This window comes from Stenotrophomonas sp. PD6, assembly GCF_049199305.1.
Classification (GTDB): Bacteria; Pseudomonadota; Gammaproteobacteria; order Xanthomonadales; family Xanthomonadaceae; genus Stenotrophomonas.
The window spans coordinates 59,387-75,057 of the sequence record NZ_JBLZQD010000003.1 but is presented as its reverse complement, the minus strand read 5'-3'; the positions used below and the strand labels follow the sequence as shown (position 1 = coordinate 75,057).

General features: G+C 64.0%; 15 protein-coding genes. 3 read left to right on the top strand and 12 right to left on the bottom strand.

The features are described 5' to 3' along the window. Window positions 1–3: 3 nt before the first annotated feature. From ACOZHM_RS06130 to dnaA, 12 genes are all read right to left on the bottom strand, one after another. Window positions 4–417, bottom strand: a complete 414-nt coding sequence (locus tag ACOZHM_RS06130; RefSeq protein WP_421568202.1) for an ExbD/TolR family protein — start codon at window positions 415–417, stop codon at window positions 4–6. A 3-nt stretch (window positions 418–420) separates the two neighbouring features. Continuing rightward, window positions 421–846: an ExbD/TolR family protein gene (locus ACOZHM_RS06125; RefSeq protein ID WP_392923058.1), complete on the bottom strand. Its 426-nt coding sequence runs from the start codon at window positions 844–846 to the stop codon at window positions 421–423. 57 nt (window positions 847–903) lie between these two features. After that, a complete protein-coding gene (exbB, locus tag ACOZHM_RS06120; RefSeq protein ID WP_421568201.1) occupies window positions 904–1,665 on the bottom strand; it encodes a TonB-system energizer ExbB in 762 nt (253 codons plus the stop codon). Window positions 1,666–1,751: 86 nt separating this feature from the next. Next, window positions 1,752–2,420, bottom strand: coding sequence for an energy transducer TonB (locus tag ACOZHM_RS06115; RefSeq protein ID WP_421568200.1), 669 nt, complete (start codon window positions 2,418–2,420; stop codon window positions 1,752–1,754). A 145-nt stretch (window positions 2,421–2,565) separates the two neighbouring features. Then, window positions 2,566–3,774, bottom strand: coding sequence for a tetratricopeptide repeat protein (locus ACOZHM_RS06110; RefSeq protein WP_421568199.1), 1,209 nt, complete (start codon window positions 3,772–3,774; stop codon window positions 2,566–2,568). 132 nt (window positions 3,775–3,906) lie between these two features. Then, window positions 3,907–4,713 carry a M48 family metallopeptidase gene (locus ACOZHM_RS06105; RefSeq protein WP_421568198.1) on the bottom strand — a complete coding sequence of 269 codons (807 nt, stop codon included), beginning with the start codon at window positions 4,711–4,713 and terminating at the stop codon, window positions 3,907–3,909. Between the two features lie 70 nt (window positions 4,714–4,783). Continuing rightward, window positions 4,784–5,623, bottom strand: coding sequence for a CPBP family intramembrane glutamic endopeptidase (locus ACOZHM_RS06100; RefSeq protein ID WP_421568197.1), 840 nt, complete (start codon window positions 5,621–5,623; stop codon window positions 4,784–4,786). Between the two features lie 73 nt (window positions 5,624–5,696). After that, complete coding sequence (gyrB, locus tag ACOZHM_RS06095) at window positions 5,697–8,156, bottom strand: DNA topoisomerase (ATP-hydrolyzing) subunit B (protein ID WP_421568196.1); 2,460 nt, start codon at window positions 8,154–8,156, stop codon at window positions 5,697–5,699. A gap of 110 nt (window positions 8,157–8,266) precedes the next feature. After that, window positions 8,267–9,364 (bottom strand): DNA replication/repair protein RecF, encoded by a 1,098-nt coding sequence (recF, locus tag ACOZHM_RS06090; protein WP_421568195.1) that lies wholly within the window; start codon window positions 9,362–9,364, stop codon window positions 8,267–8,269. A gap of 956 nt (window positions 9,365–10,320) precedes the next feature. Then, window positions 10,321–11,421: a DNA polymerase III subunit beta gene (gene dnaN / locus ACOZHM_RS06085; RefSeq protein WP_421568194.1), complete on the bottom strand. Its 1,101-nt coding sequence runs from the start codon at window positions 11,419–11,421 to the stop codon at window positions 10,321–10,323. 21 nt (window positions 11,422–11,442) lie between these two features. Then, on the bottom strand, window positions 11,443–11,694 hold the full coding sequence (locus ACOZHM_RS06080) for a hypothetical protein (RefSeq protein WP_421568193.1): 252 nt from the start codon (window positions 11,692–11,694) through the stop codon (window positions 11,443–11,445). A gap of 17 nt (window positions 11,695–11,711) precedes the next feature. Beyond that, entirely contained in the window at window positions 11,712–13,046 is a 1,335-nt protein-coding gene (dnaA, locus tag ACOZHM_RS06075) for a chromosomal replication initiator protein DnaA (RefSeq protein ID WP_421568191.1), read from the bottom strand. Window positions 13,047–13,298: 252 nt separating this feature from the next. Here dnaA and rpmH point away from each other — a divergent pair, with 252 nt between their 5' ends. The 3 genes from rpmH to yidC are packed head-to-tail and all read left to right on the top strand — an operon-like array spanning window position 13,299 to window position 15,636. Beyond that, window positions 13,299–13,439, top strand: a complete 141-nt coding sequence (gene rpmH / locus ACOZHM_RS06070) for a 50S ribosomal protein L34 (protein WP_006404565.1) — start codon at window positions 13,299–13,301, stop codon at window positions 13,437–13,439. Window positions 13,440–13,444: 5 nt separating this feature from the next. Then, window positions 13,445–13,933, top strand: coding sequence for a ribonuclease P protein component (rnpA, locus tag ACOZHM_RS06065; protein ID WP_421568190.1), 489 nt, complete (start codon window positions 13,445–13,447; stop codon window positions 13,931–13,933). After that, window positions 13,933–15,636: a membrane protein insertase YidC gene (gene yidC / locus ACOZHM_RS06060; protein ID WP_421568189.1), complete on the top strand. Its 1,704-nt coding sequence runs from the start codon at window positions 13,933–13,935 to the stop codon at window positions 15,634–15,636. The genes rnpA and yidC overlap by 1 nt, the downstream gene beginning before the upstream one ends. Window positions 15,637–15,671: the final 35 nt, after the last annotated feature.

The following is a 15,671-nucleotide window of genomic DNA, read 5'->3' as shown; positions in this document are numbered from 1 at the left end:
GTATTACTGCTGCTGGAACCCGATCTTCTTCATCTGCGCGTTCTTCGCGGCGGCCAGAACCTTGGCCATCACGTCGTACTCGGAGTCCGGGCTGGCGTCGATGTGCAGTTCCGGCTGGTTGGTCGGGTCACGCTGCACTTCCTGCTCCATGCGCTGCTGGAGTTCGCCCGTAGCGATCGGGCTGTTGTTCCAGGTCACCTGGTTGCTGGCGTCGATCCGCAGCTCAATCGGCGGCGGCGGTTCGACCAGCTGCGGCGGTGGGTTGAGCACGCGCTGCGGCAGGTCCACGGCGATCGGGTACGTCATGATCGGCGCGGTAACGATGAAGATGATCAACAGCACCAGCATCACGTCCACGAGGGGCGTGACGTTGATGTCGGCCATGGGGCCTTTGCCACCACCACTACTGAATGCCATGGCTTATTGCCCCTTCTCTTTGGTGGCAACGAAGCCAACGTCGAGCATGCCCTGCTCCTGCGCAATCTTGGTCATCTCGTTGATGACACGCATCTTGGTGGTGCGGTCACCACGCAGATTGAGCGGGGGCTGGGGGGTCTGCTGGGCGGCGGTCGCCAGGCGCGACTCGAGAGTCTGCTTGTCGATCTCTTCGTCGTTCCAGTAAATCGAGCCGTCTTCCTTCACCGCCAGGGTGATGGGACCCTTGCGATCAGCCGCATCTTCCGGCTTCTGCACCAGGTTCGCCTCGGGCAGGTCGACCTTGACCTTGTGGGACATCAGGGGCGCCGTGATGATGAAGATGATCAGCAGCACCAGCATCACGTCCACGAGGGGCGTAACGTTGATGTCGGCCATGGGGCCGCCGCTGTTACCACTACTGAAAGCCATAACGGGCTCCGTCTAGATCGTGTTGACTACGTTCTCGCTGGGTACAGCGCGTCGCAATTAGCGGACGCGCGAACCGGTGGCGAAGAAGTCGTGCAGGTCGTGAGCGAACGTATCGAACTTGCTGATCGTGGCGCTGTTGATCTTGCTGAAGAAGTTGAAGGCGAACACGGCCGGGATTGCCACGAACAGACCGATGGCGGTCATGATCAGGGCTTCACCCACCGGGCCGGCAACGGCGTCGATCGAGGCGGAACCGGTTGCACCGATCTTGATCAGCGCGCCGTAGATGCCCCACACGGTACCGAGCAGACCCACGAACGGAGCGGTTGCGCCGACGGTGGCCAGCAGGGTCATGCCCGACTGCAGGTTGTTGCTTTCGCGGGTCACGGCCTGACGCAGGGCGCGGTCGACGAACTCCGAACGGCTCAGGTTCTCACCCAGGCCACCGGTTGCGCCGCCTTCGGCACGCTGGTGGTGGGCAGCTGCCTGGGCAGCGTCCAGAGCGATCTTCGAGAACGGCTCGGATGCCGGCTGTTCTTCCATCGCACGGATGGCGTCCTGCGCGTTCGGGGTATCCCAGAACAGGCTCACGACCTTGTCGGCAGCGCTCTTCAGGCGGGTAGCACGGAAGATGTTGATGACAGTCCAGTACCAGGACATGGCCGACATGACGACCAGGGTCAGCAGCACGACCCAGGAGACCGCGAAATCACCCGGCTTGGTGGTCATTTCGTGGAGAAGGTGTTCGAAGCCCATCTGCGAGAGGGCGTTCCCAGAGTTGCCCCCGGCAGCAGCGGCGATGAAGAGTTCCTGCAGCATGACGCTTACCTTTGTTGTGTGTGGTGATGAATGGTGTTGCTAGTAAATAACCGGCAGGGCGGTGGCCGGCGGGCCACCCACCACTGTCAGTTCAGCGCAAAGTTGACCGGGACGCGAACGCGACCTGCGACCTTCTTCCCGCCCGACTCCGCAGAACGGAAGCTCCACTTGCGAGCTGCTTCCATCGCGGCGCGGTCGAGGTCACGGTTACGGCTGGACTTTTCGACCGACACATTGGTGACGTTGCCATTGGCATCGACATCAATGATCAGGATGACTTCACCCTGGATACCTGCGCGGAATGCGGCCGGCGGGTAACGCGGGGGGTTCATGTTCTTCGACGAGATGTCGACGCTGGCCTCGATGGAACTCGGCGGCTGCGGCGGACTCGGCGGAGACGGCGGCGTAACGATGTCGTTCGGACGCGGTTCCGGCACGTCGATCACCGGCGCCTGCGGCGGCGGTGGCACCGGCGAGGGCTTCGGCGGCGACAGGTTCTTGACCGGCGGCGGCGGCGTTTCAGTCGGCGGCGGCGGCGGCGGCGGCGGTGGGGGCGGCGGCGGAGCGTCGACCAGGGTCACCATGATGTTGCGTTCCTTCTCCGTAGCGGCCTTGGGGGCCACGGCGGGGATCAGAAGCAGCATCAGGGCGGCGAGATGCAATGCGATTACAAAGGCGATACCCACGATGCGCGGCCAGCTGAGGCCGGTGTCATCGCGTTGTTCGTACCTGTGAACGACTAGTTGTTCCGTCATGCGCCAAGAGCTCATTAGTGGGGCCGGGTACCCGGGGACAGGTAGCCCATGATCAGCGGTGCATGACACCGCAGGAACCTCCAAGCTTATACCAATCCTGAGCGCCTGCGCATGAATGTCGCAGGCGTTCAGGCGTTATTCCTACTTACTTCAGGTTGATGATTTTCTTGGCATCTGCCTGGTTCTTCACACCCTTCGCCAGCGCCTGCTGGGCAGCCGTTTTGGCCTCCGGGATGCGACCTTCGGCATGCAATACGCGTGCCAGGTTCAAGTAGGTTTCACCGTCCTTGGAAAGCGGGGCGGCCTTCTGCCACGCTTCGATCGCCTTGTCGGCCTGCTGAGGGTCGGAGTAGTAGTACGCCTGGGCCAGGGCCAGGTAGACCTGGTAGTCCGGCTTCAGGATGCCCTTCTGCAGCCCGTCGTTGATGACGGTGATGACTTCCTTTTCCTTGTTCTCGGTGTTCGCGTAGATCGAGTAGAGCTGCTTGTATTCGCGCTCGTCGGTCAGCTTGCCGGACTTGTACAGGGTGTCCATGATCCCGGCGGCCTTGTCCATCTGGTCGGCCTGCATGTACATACTGGCCAGGTTCATCTGGGCCTTCTTGTCGTCCGGATTGCGCTTGGCAATCGCTTCGGCTTCCGCAACGGCTTCACCGGTCTGGCCGGCTTCGGACATGGCAGCCATCAGCAGCTGGCGCCAGTTGTCCTTGGCGTCGGCGCCGGCGCCGGCGATGGCCTGCTTCAGCACCGGGATGGCGTCCTGGTAGCGCTCCAGCTGGTACAGGGCCTGGCCCTTGATGATCAGCTCTTCCGGCTTGGTCGACTTGCTTTCAGCGAAGTACTTGTCCAGGGTCGCCAGGCCAACGGCCGTCTCGTCGTCCTGGATCTGCAGCTGGGCCAGCATCACCATCGACTGGAAGTGGCCGTTGTTGTCCAGGCCACCCAGGTCCAGCACCTGCTGCAGGTACTTCTTGGCGGCGGCGTTGTCGTCGGTCTGGTAGGCGGCCTGGGCAGCCAGCTGCGCGGCAAGCGACTTGTCGTAGGCGTTGGCGGCGCTGTTGGCCAGGATCTCGTCGGCCAGCGCGCGGGTTTCCGGGAGCTTCTGCTCGTTGTAGCTGTCGATCATTTTCTGCAACTGCTTGCCCAGCTTCGGCGAGGCCTTGATGTCCGGCTCTGCACGGGTTGCCTGCGGGTACAGCGCCTCAGCCTTGGCCGAGGACTGCTTGCCACCACGACGATCGCTGTTGCGGTCGGCGGAGCGGCTTTGGGCGACAGCGTCGGTAACCATGACGCCACCGATGGCGGTCGCGATGAGAACGGTAAGCAGGGCTTGCTTGTGGTTGCTGAAAATCATCTTTCACCTCGATCGAACCGCCGCGGCGGGGTCAAAACGGACTGTCAGAAAAATCTGAGCCGCCAAACGTATCAGAAACCGATGGCGTGAGAAATCGTTTCCGATGCTGCAATACAGCATCCTTTAGTCGTATTACCCGCACTTCGGACGCCGCCCGGCGGCCTGGGCCTGCTGGAACACGCCGCTCAGGGCCGGGGCATCGCGCTGCAGTTCCCGGATCCGGTTGGCTGGATCGGGGTGGGTGGACAGCCACTGCGGCGAACGACCGCCGCTGGCGGCCATCATGTTCTGCCACAGATTGACCGCCTGGGCCGGATCGAAGCCGGCGTCGGCCATCAGCCGCTGCCCGACCACGTCGGCCTCGCTTTCCTGGGTGCGCGACCCCGGCAGCAGGAACGCGGCCTGGGCGCCCGCACCGCCGAGCTGGTTGACGGTGCTGGCCGCGCCCTCGCCATAAGCGGCACCGGCCAGCGCGCCGAGCACGGCCAGACCGGTCTGCGTGCCCATCTGGCGGGTCAGGCGTTCCTCGTGGTGGCGCGAAATGACGTGGCCGATTTCATGCCCGATCACGGCGGCCAGCTGGTCCTGGTTCTTGGCCACGGTGAAGATGCCGGTGTTGACGCCCACCTTGCCGCCGGGCAGGGCGAACGCATTCGGCTCGGGGTCGACGAACACGGCGGTCTCCCACCGTACGCCACGGTACTGAGGCGGCAGCTGCGCGACCAGCGCATTCACCACGCACTGCACATAGCCGTTCTGACGGCCATCGGTGCTGACCTTTTCTTTCTGCTTGGTCTCCGCGAAGGCCTGCGCGCCCAATTGATCCAGTTCTGCCTGCGATACGCCGCCCACCATCTGCCGGCGCCCGGTGGGCGAGGTGGTGGTGGCGCAGGCGCTGACCAGCAGCGTGATGGCAAGCCCAAGCAACAAGGGTTTCAAGGCGGGGACTCCCGTGTTCATGTCCGCAGTGTGGCGGGGGTGGATGTAAGGTTTCGTCAAGCCGACGCGGTCAGTGCATGCCCAGGAACATCAGCGCGCCCAGCGCGATGGCATTGTTCAGCCCATGCGCGACGATCGGCGCCCACAAGGTGCCGGTACGCTGGTACAGCCAGGCGAAGGCGGCGCCCATGCCGCCATAGACCAGCCACAGCTGGGCAATTTCCCACGGGCCGTTGGCGCTCGTGCCAGGCACTTCGTGCACCAGAGCAAAGGCAAGGCTGCTGAGCAGCATGCCCAGCCAGGGGCGGCCGGCCTGCAGCAGGCGGCCGAACAGTACGCGGCGGAACAGCAGTTCTTCGTAGGCCGGTGCCAATACGACCGCGAACAGCGCCAGGAACCAGGGGAAGCGGGCCTGGGCCTGCTCCATCAACGCCAGGTTGGTGGGTACCGGTTCAACGCCGCCCTGCTTGGCCAGCCACGCGATGAGGTTGCTGCCGATCACCACGCCAGCGGCGACGACCAGGGTCCAGCCCCAGGTGGACGGCCGACGCGCGGCCTGCAATGAGGCGGTGCGCTCGGGGCCATCGGCACGCCGGCGCAGGAAGTACAACAGCAGTGCTGCGCCGCCCGTGGCGAACAAGGCCATCAGGATCTGCGCGAGGGCACCGGGTTGGCCCACCTGCTGGACCAGGCCTTCATCGAGGCTGACGCCCCCTTGGCGCGCCACGACCACCGCGCGGTACAGGCCCCAGAACAGGCCACCGAGCATGCTCAGCGCCAGCAGGGCGAGGGCGGCGAGGCCGAAATCGATCAGGAAACCCGCCAGCGGGGAGCCGGGCTTTCGCGGGGGAGGCTGCGGCAAGACAGGCGGCAGCGGAGGCGTAGCGGACGCCGGGGCAGTAGCGGACATCGGGTTCCTGGCAGCAATAGGCGGCGGCCGGGCCGGTTGCAGGTCGCAACCGGCCGGCCTTGTGCCGATTGTGTCAGATATCCAGGTTGGCAACCCGCAGCGCGTTGTCTTCGATGAAGTCGCGGCGCGGTTCCACCACATCGCCCATCAGGGTGCTGAAGATCTGGTCGGCAGCCACCGCGTCTTCGATCCGCACCTGCAGCAGGCGGCGCGTATCGGGGTTCACGGTGGTGTCCCACAGCTGCTCCGGATTCATTTCACCCAGGCCCTTGAAGCGCTGGATCTGGCGACCCTTCTTGGCTTCGTCCAGCAGCCAGTTGCGCGCCTCGGAGAAGCTGGAGATCTCGCCAGACTTGGCACCGCGCACGATCTTGGCACCGTCGCGAACCAGGCCATGCAGCAGCAGCGAGGACTGGTGCAGGGCACGCAGTTCGCCGGTTTCGAAGGCCGACAACGGCAGCACCTGGACCAGCTCTTCGCCCATGTGGCGGCGCGTGACCAGCACGGCGGCCGGGCGCTGGTCGGTGGGTTCCTGCAGTTCCAGGCTGAAGCGCGGCGAGCCCAGGCTGCCCCGGTTGAGGCGGGTCGCCAGTGCGGCCAGGCCTTCATCGGCACCGGCCTTGCGCAGGTGTTCCAGGTCCATCGGGGTGAAATCGACCAGGGCTTCGAGCAGCTGGCGATCGTAGCGATGGGTGTTGCGGCCGATCGATTCCTGCGCCGAGGCGTAGGCGAGCAGCAGCTTCTCCAGCGCGACACCTTCGATGGCCGGCTCATTGTCGGCCGGAATCAGCGAGGCATTTTCCACCGCGTTGCTGGCCAGGTAGGCGTCCAGCGCGGGGTCGTCCTTCAGGTACAACTCCTGCTTGCCCTGCTTGATCTTGTACAGCGGCGGCAGGCCGATGTAGACGTGGCCGCGCTCGATCAGCTCCGGCATCTGCCGGTAGAAGAACGTCAACAGCAGCGTGCGGATATGCGCGCCGTCGACGTCGGCGTCGGTCATGATGATGATGCGGTGGTAGCGCAGCTTGTCCGGGTTGTATTCGTCGCGGCCGATGCCGGTACCCAGTGCGGTGATCAGCGTACCGACCTGGTCCGAGGCGAGCATGCGGTCGAAGCGGGCGCGTTCCACGTTGAGGATCTTGCCGCGCAGCGGCAGCACGGCCTGGTTCTTGCGGTTGCGGCCCTGCTTGGCCGAGCCACCTGCCGAGTCACCCTCGACGATGAACAGCTCGGACAGTGCGGGGTCCTTTTCCTGGCAGTCGGCCAGCTTGCCGGGCAGGCCGGCGATATCCAGCGCACCCTTGCGGCGGGTCAGGTCGCGGGCCTTGCGCGCCGCTTCGCGCGCACGCGCGGCGTCGACGATCTTGCCGGCGATGGCCTTGGCTTCGTTCGGGTTTTCCTGCAGGAACTCTTCCAGGCGCTGGCCGAACGCGCTCTCCACGGCCGGGCGCACGTCCGAGCTGACCAGCTTTTCCTTGGTCTGGCTGGAGAAGCTCGGGTCCGGCACCTTCACCGACAGCACGGCGATCATGCCTTCGCGCATGTCATCGCCGGTCAGGTTGATCTTGGCCTGCTTGGCGATGCCGTTCTGTTCGATGTAATTGTTGAGCACACGGGTCAACGCGCCGCGGAAACCGGCGAGGTGGGTACCGCCGTCCTTCTGCGGAATGTTGTTGGTGAAGCAGTACATCGTTTCCTGGTAGGAATCGGTCCACTGCAGCGCCACATCCACGGTGATGCCGTTGGATTCGCCGGTGACCGAGATGACGTTCGGGTGCAGCGGGGTCTTCAGCTGCGCCAGATGCTCCACGAAGCTGCGGATGCCGCCTTCGTAGTGGAAGTCATCGCGACGGCCGTCGCCGCGCTCGTCGCTGAGGACGATCTTGACGCCGGAGTTGAGGAACGAGAGCTCACGCAGGCGGCGGGCCAGGATGTCGTAGTGGAACTCGACGTTGTCGTGGAATGCCTTCACCGACGGCCAGAAGCGCAGGGTGGTACCGCGCTTGGTGCTGGCTTCAACCTGCTGGAGCGGAACCACGGCGGCGCCGTCGGCGTATTCCTGGTGGAAGTGGAAACCGCTCTGGAAGATGTCCAGCGTCAGCTTCTGCGACAGCGCGTTGACCACGCTGACGCCGACGCCGTGCAGGCCGCCGGAAACCTTGTAGCTGTTGTCGTCGAACTTGCCACCGGCATGCAGGACCGTCATCACGACTTCGGCGGCGGACACGTCGCGGCCGAGCTTGCCGCTCATCTGCTCGTGCTTTCCGGTCGGAATACCACGGCCGTTGTCGGACACCGACACCGAGCCATCGGCATGGATGGTGACCGCGACGTGGTCGGCGTGGCCGGCCAGGGCCTCGTCGATGGAGTTGTCGACAACCTCGAACACCATGTGGTGCAGACCGGTGCCGTCATGGACATCACCGATGTACATGCCAGGACGCTTGCGGACCGCCTCCAGGCCTTCCAGGGCGGTGATGCTGTTGGCGTCGTAGTTGCCGCTCGTTGCCGGGGTGTTCTGTTCTTCAGTCATTGCGCTTGCCATAGGCTCCGCAGTTCGGGCCGCCGCCGTAGGGCGGGGCACCGATGGATAAGGGGTTGCAACAGCAATTATACCAGCCGGGCGCGTCGGGCCCTGCGGCACTATGGCACAAGCTGGACCTGCCCATGTTCCACGTGGAACCGGGTGATGTCGGTGCGGTCGATCAGCGCCGTAGGGGTCTCTGTTGCGGTGATGAATATCTGGGCCGGCCCGTTGCGCAGGCGGTCCAGAACACGGCCTTGATGGCTGCGGTCCAGCTCGGAGGCGATGTCGTCCAGGGCGATCACCGGCCATTCGCCGCGTTGTTCGGCGTAGTCCTCGGCCTGGGCCAGCAGGCAGGCGAGGGCGGTGAGCTTCGCCTGACCGCGCGAGAGGGCGTCGCGCCCCGGAATGGCGGCGAAGCCCACACTCCAGTCGGCCCGGTGTGGCCCTACCGAGGTGTACCCGGCCTGGCGGTCGCGTTCCCGCGCCAGCAGAAGGGCATCGGCCAGCGACAGCTCCTGTTTGCGCCAGCCCGGGCTCAGTGTCAGCGATTGGATGCCCAGTGTGGGCGCCAACTCCTGGGCCAGCACCACGGTGCGGTCCTGTAGACGCTCGAGGTAGTGCTGGCGGCGGCTGTTCAACGGCTCGCCGGCCTCGGCGAGTTCGTGGTCCCAGGCATCCAGGGCGTGGGGATGCCCGCCCTGCTTGAGCAGCGCATTACGTTGCTTGAGGGCGCGCGAATAGCGCCGCCAGAGTCCCAGGAAGTCTGGTTCCACGTGGAACAACCCCCAATCCAGGAACCGGCGGCGCGGTTCTCCGCCGCCGCTGACCAGCGCATGGCTGCCCGGCTCGAAGGTCACCACCGCCAACGCCGCGCAGAGATTGCCAAGCTGGGCCACATCTTCGCCGTCCAGCCGGCCCTTCCAGTCCTGGCCGCTGTGACGCAGGCCGGCCTTGCGCCGCGTGGAGGTGTCGGCGCCTGCGCGCTGTTCGTCCCACTCCACAAACACCTCCAGTGCATCGGCCCCCTGGCGGACCAGGCCGTCGCGGACCCGCCCGCGGAAGCTGCGCCCATAGGCCATGACGTGCAAGGCCTCCAGCACGCTGGTTTTCCCGGCCCCGTTATCCCCGGTGATCAGGTTGATTCCCGGTTGCGGGGCCAGTTCCACGTGGTCAAAGCGGCGGATCTGGTGAAGGGACAGGCGGCGGATGTGCATGCAGATCGATCGACGCCAGGGAAGGCGGTGGGCGTGGGAGTCAGTCGATCAGCTTACTGCATCCCCGTGATCTGGTAGCCCCACTGCCGAGTCCCTCGTACAGGCGGTGGAATGCCGCAGAACGGTTCCACGTGGAGAGAGCGCCCCCTTCGCAACAGGTCTGAATTCCTTCAAATCTGCGCGCAGGGCAGGCCTGCGGTCCTGCAGATTTCAAGAAAATTGCGCGGTTTTCCCGGGGGAGCTGTTCTTCGCGGCAGCCGAGGAGTCTGATTCTTTGAAATCTGAATCCGTGCCAAGGCTGGGCCTCTACAGATTTCAAAGAAAACGACGACCTGTTATTTCACTGTCCACAGGGGGCATGTATGACTTATGCACAACCTATGTGCAGTCTGTGGATAAAAAAGAGGCTAGGGAGACCCATGAAAGATATCCACAGGTTCAACCCCAGGCTCAAGGGCCTTTCTACAGGGGGTTTCGACCCCATATAAATCAATATTTTCAACAACTTAAGGTACTTTTCAACCAAATCTAGCCCTACCACCACCACCTAGCTTTAGATTTATATACAGTTTTTAAAAGCTTAGAGCTGTGATCCGGGGCCAAGCGGGGAGCCAAAAGCAGGAAGCAACCGCGGCCTGGTTTCCAGGTGTCGATTCACCCAAATCCAGATGGGCACGTAGCAGCTCGTAGGTCCTGCCCATGGCTGGACACCGCGCGAAGCGCGGCACAACCGTCCAGGATCGGATCGACATCGGTGACCCGCACTCCGTCCGACGTTTAGACCTGCCGAAGCCGTTCGTCAGGTGTGCAAGAGGCAAGAACGGAGAGCAGCCACGCATGGCGTGGCTCTACGGATCCCAACGCCAACCCATCCAATGCTCCACGTGGAACCATAAAAAAAACCCGGCGTTCAGGCCGGGTTTTCCAGATCACGTTCCACGTGGAACCAGATCAGGTCAGAGCCGCAGCGGCATGACCACATGACGCGACTTCTCGCTGCTGGCTTCACGAACCAGGGCCGAGGAGTTCGAATCGCGCAGCTGGATCACTACGTGCTCATCGCGCAGGGCAGACAGCGCGTCCAGCAGGTAGTTCACGTTGAAGCCGATGGCCAGGTCGCTGACGGTGGTGTCCGCCTCGATCTCTTCCTGGGCCTCTTCCTGCTCCGGGTTGTGCGCGCTGATCTTGAGGTTACCCGGCGAGACTTCCACGCGGATACCGCGGTACTTCTCGTTGGACAGGATCGCGGCACGCTGCAGCGAAGCACGCAGCGCCTCGCGGTCGACCTTCACTTCGCGGTCGGCACCAATCGGAATCACCGCCTCGTAATCCGGGAAACGACCATCGATCAGCTTGGAGGTGAAGGTCACATCGTCGCGCTTGACCCGAACGTGGCTGCGGCCAACTTCCAGCTCGATCTCGCGATCGCCGCTTTCCAGCAGGCGCTGCAACTCGGTCACGCCCTTGCGCGGCACGATGATCTGGCGCTTGGCGCCACTGGTCTTCTCCAGCTCGGTTTCGCACAGCGCCAGACGGTGGCCGTCGGTGGCAACGGTGCGCAGCGCATCGCCGCGCAGATCGAACAACAGGCCGTTGAGGTAGTAGCGCACGTCCTGCTGGGCCATCGCAAACGCGGTGCGTTCGATCAGTTCCTTCAGGGTTGCCTCGCCGATGGCCACGCGTTCGGTGGCTTCGACCTCGTCTACCGACGGGAAGTCATTGGCCGGCAGCGTTGCCAGGGTGAAACGGCTACGACCGGCCTGCACGGTGATCTTGTCGCCGCTCTGCGAGACGGTGATCCGGCTGCCATCGGGCAGGGCACGGATGATCTCGAACAGTTTCCGGGCCGGGATGGTGGTTTCGCCGTCTTGGGCATCTTCCACCGCGATCCGCGACACCATTTCCACTTCCAGGTCCGTACCGGTCAGCGAAAGCTGGCCGTTCTGGACCTGGACCAGGAAATTAGCCAGAACCGGCAAGGTCTGGCGGCGTTCGACCACGTTGACGACTTGTGCCAACGGCTTGAGAAAGGCTTCGCGCTGCAGTGTGAAACGCATGTGGTTCCGTGCCCCTATGCTTTAAAAAGATGTGGAATAAATCAAAAGCTTGGTGGTGATGGTAGAGCCAGAATTGCGGGAAAACACATCTAAGTATTTGTAAATAAAGGCAATTTCTGCCTTGAAACCCTCTGCACTACTACCCCCCAAGGGGTGGGGAAGCCTGTGGATAATTTTCGTCGTCACTCCGACGTCGTTTTTATCCACAGCATCTCCCTCGCTTGTACCCGGATTTTGCACCGTTTTATGCGATGACGCCTCTGCGGCGTGCATGCATCATTCGCTCAACCTCACTCACTCAACTTACGGATCAACTTGTCCCAGTCTTCCCGCAACTTGCCGTCGGTCTCCATCAGCGTCCGGATCTGCCGGCACGCGTGCAGCACCGTGGTGTGGTCGCGACCAGCGAAGGCATCGCCGATCTCGGGCAGGCTGTGCTCGGTCAGTTCCTTGGTCAGCGCCATGGCGACCTGGCGCGGACGGGCCAACGAGCGGGTCCGGCGCTTGGACAGCAGATCTTTCATCTGCAGCCCGTAGTAGTCGGCAACGGTCTTCTGGATGTTGGGAATGCTGATCGCCTGCTGCTGGGCACGCAGCAGGTCGCGCAGGGTTTCCTGGGCGAATTCGGTGGTGATCGCGCGGCCGGTGAAATTGGCGCGCGCGGTCAACGTATTCAGCGCACCCTCGAGGTCGCGGACATTGGAGCGCATCTTCTTGGCAATCAGAAACGCCACATCGTCGGGAATCTCGGCACCCCGTTCGCGCGCCTTGGCCAGCACGATTGCGGCGCGGGTCTCGAAGTCCGGCGGCTCGATGGCCACCGACAGGCCCCAGGCCAACCGCGACTTGAGCCGCGCTTCCAGCCCTTCGACTTCGCGCGGGTAGCGGTCGCAGGTGAGGATGATCTGCTGCTTGCCGTCGAACAGGGCATTGAACGTGTGGAAGAACTCTTCCTGGGTTCGGTCCTTGCCGGCGAAGAACTGGATGTCATCGATCAGCAGCGCGTCCACCTGCTGAAACTGGCGCTTGAACTGGTCCATGCTCTTTTCCTGCAACGCACGGATCATGGCGCTGAAGAACTGTTCCGAGCGCAGGTACAGCACCTTGGCGGCCGGATTGGCCTGGCGCATGGCATTGCCGGCCGCGAACATCAGATGGGTCTTGCCCAGGCCGGTGCCGCCGTACAGCAGCAGCGGATTGTGCGAACGGTCGCCCGGCTTCTGGGCCGCCTGGAACGCCGCGGCCAGACCCAGCTGGTTGCTGCGGCCTTCCACGAAGTTGGCGAAGGTGTAGTGCGAATCCAGGTTGCCGGCGAACGGCACCAGCGGCTCGGCCACGGCGGCCGGCGCAAACGGGGCCGAATTCGGCGCAATCTGCGCCTCCACGGCCCGCGGGCGCGAGCCGATTTCAAGAAATACGTCGCCGAAACCGGCGAAATGCGCCCACAGTTCCTTGATGCGCGGCAGGTACAGCTCGCGCACCTGGTCGACGATGAAGGCGTTTGGCGCATAAAGCACCAGGCAGTCCGCGCGCAGATCAGCCTGCAGCGGTTTCAACCAGGTGTGAACGTCCTCGGGCGGGAACTCCGCTTCAAGGCGTTCGAGACAACGGGACCAGGCATCCATCGGCAATAATCGTCTGGGGCCAGCGTACAGGCGTGGGAAACCGCCGCACCGAAGGCCGGAAGGGGAAAGAATGGATGGCGCAGACTACCACCGACGCGGGGGTCCGGGAATGGTTGTCCCAAAGTTATTCACAAAATGATCCACAGCTATTGCACAGCCCGGTGAAATCCCGTAGTGACACAGGCTTGACGCGACCCGGGGTAGGTCTATAGAATTTCCGGTTCTTTCCGTCCCCTTCATATAGAGGCCCGCATGGCCACCAAGCGCACTTTCCAACCCAGCAACCTCAAGCGTAAGCGCGACCATGGCTTCCGTGCCCGTATGAAGACCGCTGACGGCCGCAAGATCCTGTCGCGTCGCCGCGCCAAGGGCCGTAAAGTCCTGAGCGCTTGATTGCAATGCCGCTTCCCGCGGCAGACGCAATCCTGACTGTGAGCAGTTCCGACCCGCGCAAGCGATTCCCTCGCTCTGCGCGTGTTCGTACGCGTGCCGAATATACAACGGTCTTCAACGGCGCCCGCCGTGTGTCCGAACCGCTGATGACCCTGCACTGGCTGAAGAGCGACACGCCAGCCAGGCTGGGTCTTGCCGTTTCGCGCAAAGTCGACCCCCGAGCCGTGGGTCGCAACCGAGTCAAGCGTGTGCTGCGCGATGCCACACGCCATCTACGGCCGTGGCTGAGTGCCGGCGATTATGTCGTCGTCGCCCGTAGTGCCGCGCGTACCGCAAGCAATACCGAGATCCGGCAGGCCTTCGAACGCCTGCTTCGCCGGTTGGGCACATTGCCCATGCCGGGCGCGGACGGCACAATGCCGCCGCCCGGGGTTGCACCCCATTCCCAGTCCGAGCCGGCACCTGCTGCCGGCCACGTCGAGCCAGCACGCTGATGAACCAGACCCGCGTTTTCCTGATTGTTGCCTGGCTGATGGTGGCCGTTCTGCTGTGGATGCAGTGGGGCCGCGACACCGCCGCGCCGACGCCCACGGCGCCCGTGGCCGCCCAGACCCAGGGCAGCGTCCCGGGTGCGGCAGGCACCGTGCCCGGCGCCAATGTGCCGAATGCCCCGGGCAGCACCCCGGCGACCCAGACGACGGCGCAGGCCCAGGCCGGCGCGCAGCGCGTGACCATCACCACCGACGTGCTGCGCCTGGTGCTGGATGGCGGCACGGTGCTGGACGCCGAGCTGCTCCAGTTCCCGCAGACCAAGGCCGACGGCAGCCCGCCGGTGCGCCTGCTGACCGAAGAGCCGACCCATCCGTACCGCGCGGTGACCGGCTGGACCAGCCAGGACAAGAGCATGCCGGTGCCGGAAGCCAATGGCTTCACGCTGGTCGGTGACGCCAAGGACTTCGTGCTGGCCAAGGGCCAGAACGAGCTGCAGATCCCGTTCATCTGGAATGGCCCGAACGGCGTGAGCATCCGCCGCACCTTCACCGTCAACCGCAACGAGTACGCGGTGAAGGTCAAGGACGAGGTCATCAATGCCGGCACCACGCCGTGGAGCGGCTACGTCTACCGCACGCTGGACCGCACGCCGACCATCCTGTCGCGCAGCATGACCAACCCGGACTCCTTCAGCTTCAACGGCGCGACCTGGTTCGATGCCGAGAAGAAGTACCAGCGCCGCGCCTTCAAGGACTACCTGGACGACGGCCCGGTCAACCAGCAGGTCACCGGTGGCTGGGTGGCCATGCTGCAGCACCATTTCTTCACCGCGTGGATCCCGCAGAAGGACCAGGCGGCGAACTACGCGCTGAGCCAGCATGACGGCCGCGACCAGATCCAGGCCACCGGCCCGGCGTTCACCGTGGCCCCGGGCCAGCAGGTGAGCAGCGAAGCGCGCCTGTGGGTCGGCCCGAAGCTGGTCAACCAGATCGCCAAGGAAGACGTGCCCGGCCTGGACCGCGTGGTCGACTACAGCCGCTTCTCGATCATGGCCGTGATCGGCCAGGGCCTGTTCTGGGTGTTGAACCAGGTCCACAAGGTCGTCAACAACTGGGGCTGGGCCATCGTCGGCCTGGTGGTGCTGCTGAAGCTGGTGCTGTACCCGCTGTCGGCGGTGCAGTACAAGAGCGGCGCCAAGATGCGTCGCTTCCAGCCGCGCATCGCGCAGCTGAAGGAACGCTATGGCGATGACCGCCAGAAGTTCCAGACCGCGATGATGGAGCTGTACAAGAAGGAGAAGATCAATCCGATGGGCGGCTGCCTGCCGATCCTCATCCAGATGCCGATCTTCTTCGCGCTGTACTGGGTGCTGGTCGAGTCGGTGGAACTGCGCCAGGCCCCGTGGCTGGGCTGGATCCAGGACCTGACCGCACGCGACCCGTACTTCATCCTGCCGGTGATCAACATGGCAGTGATGTGGGCCACGCAGAAGCTGACCCCGGCACCGGGCATGGACCCGATGCAGGCCAAGATGATGCAGATGATGCCGCTGATCTTCGGCGTCATGATGGCCTTCATGCCGTCCGGCCTGGTCCTGTACTGGGTGGTCAACGGCAGCCTGGGTCTGCTGCAGCAGTGGTGGATGACCAAGCGCCACGGCGGCGAGCCGCTCCCGGCGACCCCGACCCCCGCCAAGAAGAAGTAACGGGCATCACCGACTGCCCCTCGAAAAACCCGCCC

Bases quoted from the DNA above. Each gene is read 5' to 3' on its own strand.
- ACOZHM_RS06130 (WP_421568202.1), bottom strand. From the start codon at position 417: ATGGCATTCAGTAGTGGTGGTGGCAAAGGCCCCATGGCCGACATCAAC.
- ACOZHM_RS06125 (WP_392923058.1), bottom strand. From the start codon at position 846: ATGGCTTTCAGTAGTGGTAACAGCGGCGGCCCCATGGCCGACATCAAC.
- exbB (WP_421568201.1), bottom strand. From the start codon at position 1,665: ATGCTGCAGGAACTCTTCATCGCCGCTGCTGCCGGGGGCAACTCTGGG.
- ACOZHM_RS06115 (WP_421568200.1), bottom strand. From the start codon at position 2,420: ATGACGGAACAACTAGTCGTTCACAGGTACGAACAACGCGATGACACC.
- ACOZHM_RS06110 (WP_421568199.1), bottom strand. From the start codon at position 3,774: ATGATTTTCAGCAACCACAAGCAAGCCCTGCTTACCGTTCTCATCGCG.
- ACOZHM_RS06100 (WP_421568197.1), bottom strand. From the start codon at position 5,623: ATGTCCGCTACTGCCCCGGCGTCCGCTACGCCTCCGCTGCCGCCTGTC.
- gyrB (WP_421568196.1), bottom strand. From the start codon at position 8,156: ATGACTGAAGAACAGAACACCCCGGCAACGAGCGGCAACTACGACGCC.
- recF (WP_421568195.1), bottom strand. From the start codon at position 9,364: ATGCACATCCGCCGCCTGTCCCTTCACCAGATCCGCCGCTTTGACCAC.
- dnaN (WP_421568194.1), bottom strand. From the start codon at position 11,421: ATGCGTTTCACACTGCAGCGCGAAGCCTTTCTCAAGCCGTTGGCACAA.
- ACOZHM_RS06080 (WP_421568193.1), bottom strand. From the start codon at position 11,694: ATGCACGCCGCAGAGGCGTCATCGCATAAAACGGTGCAAAATCCGGGT.
- dnaA (WP_421568191.1), bottom strand. From the start codon at position 13,046: ATGGATGCCTGGTCCCGTTGTCTCGAACGCCTTGAAGCGGAGTTCCCG.
- rpmH (WP_006404565.1), top strand. From the start codon at position 13,299: ATGGCCACCAAGCGCACTTTCCAACCCAGCAACCTCAAGCGTAAGCGC.
- rnpA (WP_421568190.1), top strand. From the start codon at position 13,445: ATGCCGCTTCCCGCGGCAGACGCAATCCTGACTGTGAGCAGTTCCGAC.
- yidC (WP_421568189.1), top strand. From the start codon at position 13,933: ATGAACCAGACCCGCGTTTTCCTGATTGTTGCCTGGCTGATGGTGGCC.